Origin of the sequence: Pseudomonas sp. 22490 (assembly GCF_052044465.1) — a bacterium.
Classification (GTDB): domain Bacteria; phylum Pseudomonadota; class Gammaproteobacteria; order Pseudomonadales; family Pseudomonadaceae; genus Pseudomonas; species Pseudomonas aeruginosa.
This window is the reverse complement of the sequence record NZ_JBQENS010000069.1, coordinates 1-8,060: the sequence shown is the minus strand read 5'-3', so window position 1 is coordinate 8,060 and position 8,060 is coordinate 1. Positions and strand designations below refer to the sequence as shown.

Annotated in this window: 1 protein-coding gene; it reads left to right on the top strand. The window is 68.6% G+C overall.

The window, feature by feature from the left end; translation table 11 throughout:
• A partial coding sequence (locus ACTJJX_RS34500; RefSeq protein ID WP_440782059.1) for a DUF637 domain-containing protein occupies window positions 1-8,060 on the top strand: 8,060 nt, incomplete at both ends.

Genomic DNA, 8,060 nt, shown 5'->3' with positions numbered 1-8,060 from the left:
GCTCGACAACAGCCAGTCCGGGCTGATCGCCGCGAATGGCGGCATCGCTATCGAGGCGCGGCAGGTCGACAACCGCGCCGGCGAGATTTCCAGCACCTCGAAGGTCGCCGTGAACGCCCGCGAGCAACTGGACAACCGCGGCGGCAAGGTCATCGGCGACAGCGGCCTGCGCCTCACCGTGCAGCGCCTGCTGAACCAGGCCAAGGGGGTGCTGGCCGGGCGCGACGGCCTGAGCCTGGACGGCGGCGAACTGTTCAACGGCGACGGCGGTCGGCTCGACAGCCAGAACGGCCTGAGCGTGAGCCTCGGCGGCGTGCTGGACAACCAGGGCGGCGCGCTGGTCAGCGAAGGCAGCCTGACGGCGCGCGCCGCGCGCCTGGACAACCGTGGCGGGACCTTCTCCAGCGCCGGTGCGCTGGCGCTGACCAGCCAGGCCGCGCTGGACAACCAGGGCGGCAGGCTGCTCAGCGATGCCGGTGTGACGCTGAAGGGCGCCAGCCTCGACAACAGCCGTTCCGGTGTGATCAGCGCCAAGGGCGCGGTGGATATCCGCACCGGCGTGCTGGACAACAGCCGCAACGGCGGCATCGGCAGCAACGCCGGCATCACCCTGGTGGCCGCCCGGCTGGACAACGGCCAGCAGGGCCGGATCAGCGCCAAGGGCCTGCTCGACGCCAACCTGAAAGGCCTCGACCAGCGCGGAGGCGGCGTCCTGGTCAGCGAAACCGGCGTCACCCTCGACCTCAATGGCGGCACGCTGGTCAACCGCGACGGCGGCCTGATCGCCACGCCCGGCGCGCTGCTGCTGCGCCAGCTCGGCGCGGTGGACAACGGCGCCGGCGGGGAAATCTCCAGCGACCGCGCCTTCACCCTCGCCGCCGCCAGCCTGGACAACCGCGGCGGGCGCCTGATCGGCGCCGACAGCCTGACCCTGCGCATCGCCCAGGCCCTGGACAACAGCCTGGCCGGGGTGATCTCCGGCGCCGCCGGCCTGGACATCGCGGCCGCTCGCCTGGACAACAGCGCCAAGGGCACCCTGGCCAGTCGCGCCGGCATCGACCTGCGCGTCGACGGCGCGCTGGACAACCACGCCGAAGGCACCGTCTCCGGCGCCCGCCTGACGCTCGCCAGCGCCTCGCTGGACAACAGCGGCAAGGGCCTGCTCTCCGGCAACGCCGGCCTGAGCGTCGCCACTGGCGCGCTGGACAACGCCGAGGGTGGCCAGTTGATCAGTCAGGGCGTCCTGGACGTCAGCAGCGCCGACCTCGACAACCGTGGCGGCGCCCTCAGTGGCAAGCAGTCGCTGCGCCTGAGCGCCGCCAACCTGGACAACCGTGGCGGCCTGCTCACCAGCGACGGCGAACTGGAACTGACGGCAGGGCGCGTCGACTCCGCCGACGGCGGCGAAATCTCCGCCCGGGGCGACCTGCGCCTGACGGTCGAGCGCCTGGTGCAACGCCAGGGCCGGCTGATCGGCGAGCGCGGCGTCAGTCTCGACCTGCGGGGCGGCGACCTGGACAACCAGGGCGGCCTGATCAGTGCCCGCGGCCCGCTGAGCATCGAGCGGCTGAACGTCCTCGACAACCGCCAGGGCGGCGAGATTTCCAGCCAGCAGGGCTTCGAGCTGCTGGCCAGGCGCATCGACAACGGCCAGCAGGGGCGCATCATCAGCGCCGGGAAACTGCGCCTGGACGCCGACGCGCTGGGCAACGCCGGCGCCGGCCTGCTCTCCGGATGGCAGGGCCTGACGGTGACAGGCGGGAGCCTGGACAACAGCGCCGGCGGCACCCTTTCGAGCAAGGACGGCGAGCTGGCCGTCAGCCTCGGCGGCGCGCTGGACAACCACGGCCAGGGCGCCCTGGTCAGCAAGGGCGCGCAACGGATCGACGCCGCCAGCCTGGATAACGCCCAGGGCATCGTCTCCGGCGAAAGCGACGTGACCCTGAGCATCGCCGGGAAGCTGGACAACGGCCAGGGCGGCCTGGTCTCGGCGCAGCGCGCGCTGAGCTTCGAGCGCGACGATACGCTGCTGAACAACGCCGGCGGCCGGATCAACGGCGGCAGCCTGCTGCTCAAGGGCGCCAGCCTGGATAACAGCGACGGCCAGTTGATCAGCCAGGGCCGGCTCGACGCCATCCTCGGCGGCGCCCTGGTCAACACCGGCGCGGCGCGCCTGGCCAGCGGCGGCGACCTGCTGCTGCGCAGCGCCAGCGTCGACAACCGCGGCGGCAAGCTGGTCAGCCAGGGGCTGCTGGAGATCAGCGCCGGCAGCCTCGACAACAGCGCCTCCGGCACCCTCGCCAGCCAGGCCGGCATGAGCCTGCGCCTGGGCGGCGGCGCCCTGCGCAACCAGCAGGACGGCCTGATCTTCAGCCAGGCCGGCGCCCTCGAGGTGCAGGCCGGCAGCCTGGACAACCGCCAGGGCACGCTCCAGGCCCAGGGCGACAACCAGCTGCGTATCGGTGGCGCGCTGGACAACCAGGGCGGCCGCCTGGACAGCCGGGCCGGTAACCTAGACCTGCAGAGCGGCAGCCTCGACAACGGCGCCGGCGGCGTGCTCAACAGCGCCAAGGGTTGGCTGAAGCTGGTCACCGGGCTGTTCGACAACAGCGCCGGCGTCACCCAGGCGCAGTCGCTGGAAATCCGCGCCGGGCAAGGCGTGCGCAACCAGCAGGGCCATGTCTCGGCGCTGGGCGGCGACAACCGCATCGTCACCGTCGACTTCGACAACCAGGGTGGCGGCCTCTACGCCAGCGGCCTGCTCAGCCTCGACGGCCAGCGCTTCCTCAACCAGGGCGCGGCGGCGGGCCAGGGCGGCAAGGTCGGCGCCGGGCGCATCGACTTCAGCCTGGCCGGCGCGCTGGCCAACCGCTTCGGCCAGTTGGAAAGCGAGAGCGAGCTGCACCTGCGCGCCGCCGCGATCGACAACAGCGGCGGCAGCCTGCGCGCCCTCGGCCGCAGCGGCAGCACGCGGCTGGTCGCTGGCGGCCTGAACAACGCCTACGGCGTGCTGGAAAGCGCCAACCAGGACCTCGACCTGCAACTGGGCAGCCTGGCCAACGCCGGCGGGCGCATCCTCCATACCGGCAACGGCACCTTCGGCCTGGATTCCGGGCAGGTGATCCGCGCCGGCGGCGAACTGACCACCAATGGCCTGCTGGACATCCGCGCCAGCGAATGGACCAACAGCAGCGTGCTGCAAGCCGGACGCCTGAACCTGGACATCGGCACCTTCCGCCAGACGGCCGAGGGCAAGCTGCTGGCGGTGCAGTCCTTCACTGGCCGCGGCGGCGACTGGAGCAACGACGGCCTGCTGGCCAGCGACGGCAGCTTGCGCCTCGAGCTGAGCGGCGGCTACCGTGGCAACGGCCGCGCCACCAGCCTCGGCGACTTCGCCCTGAACGCCGCCAGCCTCGACCTCGGCAATGCCGCCAGCCTCGCCGGCGGCGCCAATGTCACGCTCGGCGCCGGCAACCTGCTGGTCAACCGTGGGCGGATCACCGCCGCCGGCGACCTCGTGGCCAGCGCCGCGAGCCTGAACAACTACGGCACCCTGGGCGGCGGCGGCAACCTGCGATTGAACGCGCCCGCCCTGCTCAACGAGCGCGGGTTGCTGTTCAGTGGCGCCGACATGACCCTGCGCGCCGGCGACATCACCAACCTCTACGGGGATGTGTACAGCCTCGGCAGGCTGGATATCGCCCGCGACGATGCCGGCAACCGTGCCGCCAGCCTGCGCAACCTTTCCGGGGTGATCGAGAGCGGCAAGGACTTCAGCCTGCGTGCCAGCCTGATCGAGAACCGTCGCGCCGTGCTGGAAAGCAAGTCGGGCCTGTACACCGCGAAGATGGAGCAGACCGCCTGCATCGAAGGCGTCAACGCGGGCGACTGCAGCGGCAAGCGCAACGCCATCTGGACCATCACCCAGCGCGACAAGACCGAGGTCACCGCCAGCAGCGCCATGGGGCAACTGCTGGCCGGAGGCGACTTCGCCATCGACGGCGGCACCCTGAACAACCTTTCCAGTCTGATCGGCAGCGGCGGCAACCTCACCGCCAACCTCGAAGTCCTCGACAACCAGGGCCTGGAAACCGGCGAGCTGGAAACCATCCGCGTGCTGCGTACCGCTCGCGGCGGCGATATCGGCGGCATCGACCAGAAGTCGCGCAACTTCACCAACCTCTACTGGTACCAGAGCGCCAATTTCGACCCGGCGCGCGCGGGCGAGATCCCCGCCGCGCTCAACGCGATCCTCAGCGACTGGTCCTTCGAGTACGAATTCCCGAGCAAGGGGCCGACCCCGATCAGCAGTGGCGACCAGTCCTACGCAGCGGTGATCCAGGCCGCCGGCGATGTCACGGTCAATGCCAGCACGCGCATCGACAACGGCGTCACCCGCCCCGGCTACACCTTCGTCGGCAGCGGCCGCCAGGTGGGCGACAGCGCGGTGGGCGGCAGCGGGGTTTCGGTGGTCGTGCCGCTGACCTCGCAACTGCCGCCCGACCTGGCGCGGCGCCAGGTCAACCCGGTTACCCTGCCCGGCTTCAGCCTGCCCCAGGGTGACAACGGCCTGTTCCGTCTCAGCTCGCGCTTCGCCGAGGACGGCAATGGCAGCGCCGCGCTCGGTGCCGGCGCCGACCGCACCCAGGGCGGTAGCGGCGTCTCGGTCGGCCAGCAAGGCGCCGGCAACGCCGCCGGTACCTGGCAGGGCCAGGGCGTGCGAGTCGACGGCCTGGCTGGCGCGGCCAACGTCCAGGGTCAGGGCGGCAGCACGCTCGGCGGTAGCCTGCCGGGCGTCGCCCGGGTCCAGGGCGTGCCCGGCAACGCCACGCCGAGCGCCAGCCACAAGTATCTGATCGAGACCAACCCGGCGCTCACCGAACTGAAGCAGTTCCTCAACTCGGACTACTTGCTCAGCGGCCTGGGCATGAACCCGGACGCTAGCAAGAAGCGTCTCGGCGACGGTCTCTACGAGCAGCGGCTGATCCGCGACGCGGTGGTGGCGCGCACCGGCCAGCGCTACATCGACGGGCTGAGCAGCGACGAGGCGCTGTTCCGCTACCTGATGGACAACGCCATCGCTTACAAGGACAAGCTCCAGCTGCAACTGGGCGTGGGTTTGAGCGCGGAGCAGATGGCGGCGCTGACCCACGACATCGTGTGGCTGGAAGAGGTCGAGGTGAACGGCGAGAAGGTCCTCGCGCCAGTGGTCTACCTGGCCCAGGCGGAGGGTCGGCTGGCACCCAACGGTGCGCTGATCCAGGGCCGCGACGTGAAGCTGGTGAGCGGCGGCGACCTGCATAACGTCGGCACCCTGCGCGCGCGGAACGACCTCTCGGCGACGGCCGACAACCTCGACAACAGCGGCCTGATCGAGGCCGGCAAGCGCCTCGACCTGCTCGCCGGCGACTCGATCCGCAACCGCCAGGGCGGGGTCATCGCCGGGCGCGACGTGAGCCTCACCGCGCTGACCGGCGACGTGATCAACGAACGCAGCGTGACCCGCTACGACAGCGCGCTCGACGGCCGCACCTGGGAACGCAGCTTCGCCGACAGCGCCGCGCGGGTGGAGGCGGCGAACAGCCTGAACGTCCAGGCCGGACGCGACATCGCCAACCTCGGCGGGGTGCTGCAGAGCCGCGGCGACCTCAGCCTCGACGCCGGACGCGACGTCACCGTCGCCGCCGTCGAGGACCGCCAGGGCCAGACCCGCTGGAGCACGTCGCGGCTACAGAGCGTGACCCAGCTCGGCGCCGAAGTCAGTGCCGGGCGGGACCTGAACGTCAGCGCCGGGCGCGACCTCAGCGCAGTGGCCAGCGCCCTCGAAGCGCGCCGCGACATCGCCCTCTCCGCCGGGCGCGACGTGACCCTGGCGGCGGCGGCGAACGAGGAGCATGCCTACAGCAAGACCAGGAAGGTCACCTACCAGGAAGACAAGGTCGCCCAGCAAGGCACCCGCGTGGATGCCGGGGGCGACCTGGCGATCAATGCCGGACAGGACCTGCGCCTGATCGCGAGCCAGGCCAGCGCCGGCGACGAGGCCTACCTGGTGGCCGGCGACAAGCTGGAACTGCTGGCCGCCAACGACAGCAACTACTACCTGTACGACAAGAAGAAGAAAGGCGACTTCGGCCGCAAGGAAACCCGGCGCGACGAAGTCACCGACGTCAAGGCGGTGGGCAGCCAGATCAGCAGCGGCGGCGACCTCACCCTGCTCAGCGGCGGCGACCAGACCTACCAGGGCGCGAAGCTGGAATCGGGCAACGACCTGGCCATCGTCAGCGGCGGCGCGGTGACCTTCGAGGCGGTGAAGGATCTGCACCAGGAAAGCCACGAGAAGAGCAAGGGCGACCTGGCGTGGCAGTCGTCGAAGGGCAAGGGCCAGACCGACGAAACCGTGCGCCAGAGCCAGATCGTGGCCCAGGGGAATCTGGCGATCAAGGCCGTGGAAGGGCTGAAGATCGACCTCAAGCATATCGACCAGAAGACCGTAAGCCAGACCATCGACGCGATGGTGCAGGCGGATCCGCAACTGGCGTGGCTGAAGGAGGCCGAGCAGCGCGGGGATGTGGACTGGCGCATGGTGCAGGAGGTGCACGATAGCTGGAAGTACAGCAACTCGGGGTTGGGGGCTGCGCCGTCACTGGCCATTGCCATCGTTGCAGCTGCTTACCTCGGCCCGGTGTATGGCGCAATGGCCAGCAACCTCGCCATTGGCACCATCAACAATGGCGGTGACCTTGGCAAGGGGCTGCAACAGGCCACCAGCGCTGACAGTCTGAAAGGGTACGCCATCGCAGCGGCCACGGCTTATCTCGTCAGCCCGCAGTTGGACAAGGCATTCGGCGTATCCAGTGACAACATCAACAAAGTCACCAAAGGATTCAAGCTCAGTACAGTTGAGGGAATCGGTGGATTTGCTGCCTACAGCATTGCCCAAGGCTTTGCTCAATCGGTCATGCAGCAGGCCGCCTATGGCGGCAGCTACATCGACAACCTCGGTAATGCCATGGCAGGTCAGGCGCGCAACCTGGGAATGGCGGTAGGTTTCAATTTCATTGGCGACTCGGTCAAATACCCTGATGGCAGCCCGCCGAAAATCATGGCTCACGCCCTGATGGGAGGTCTGCTGGCCGAAGCCTCCGGCAGTGACTTCAAGACTGGAGCGGCGGCCGCTGGTGCCAACGAGGCCATGATCAACCTCCTTGGGAAAATGGTAGGTGGCGATCAAAACCTCGAACTGATGGCCTCGCAACTCGTTGGCGTAGCCGCGGCAAGTGCGGTCAATGGCGATGTGAGTCTGGGCGCCGAGATCGCCAAAAGCGGGACGGCGTACAACCGGCAGCTACACCCAGATGAAATCAAATTCGCATCGGATGTGGAGCGCGTCAAACGTTATGCCCAGGAAAATGGGCTGAGCGAGGACACCGCCCGCAAAGAGCTTCTCAGCACGGCCGCCATGATGGTGGACAATGGCTGGAACCAGGCCTTGGCCGGCACAGACATCAACGCTGCCCGGGCTGCTCAGTATCTGCGTACGGAGCTGGGCACAGGCCCGGACAGCAATCTCTTCCAGGTGACCCAGGCTGACTACTACAACGAGCGGGTGGGGCTGACGGCGCTATTCAAGAACAAGGAGGCCCTGACCAGCGTTCTGGAAAACATAGCCCTAGCGAATCCCGCGAGCTATACGAGGGACCCCGCGAACCGTGCGGAAGTGCTGAATGCCAAAGGTGAAGGTAGCCAAGCGGGCTTTGGGCTGGCACTGGAAGGGATCGTCAGCGCGCCTTCAAAAACTGCCTTGTGGTTGATGGGTGCGCTAACCTGTTCAAGCTGTGCGGAGCGGGATATCCAGAACGCTTGGAACTCGGTTGCCTCGTTACCTGAAGACATCCGTATGAAAGGCTATCTGGATGCCTTGCACACCATGCAAGGCCAGGGTGCCAGCGTGGTGCGGGACAACGCCGCGAGTTCGACTGCATTGGGAGTTGAGGTTGGGCTGGCCATTGATGGAGGGTTGGCAGGGGCAGGCAAGGGCGTCGTTACGGATGGTCCGAAAG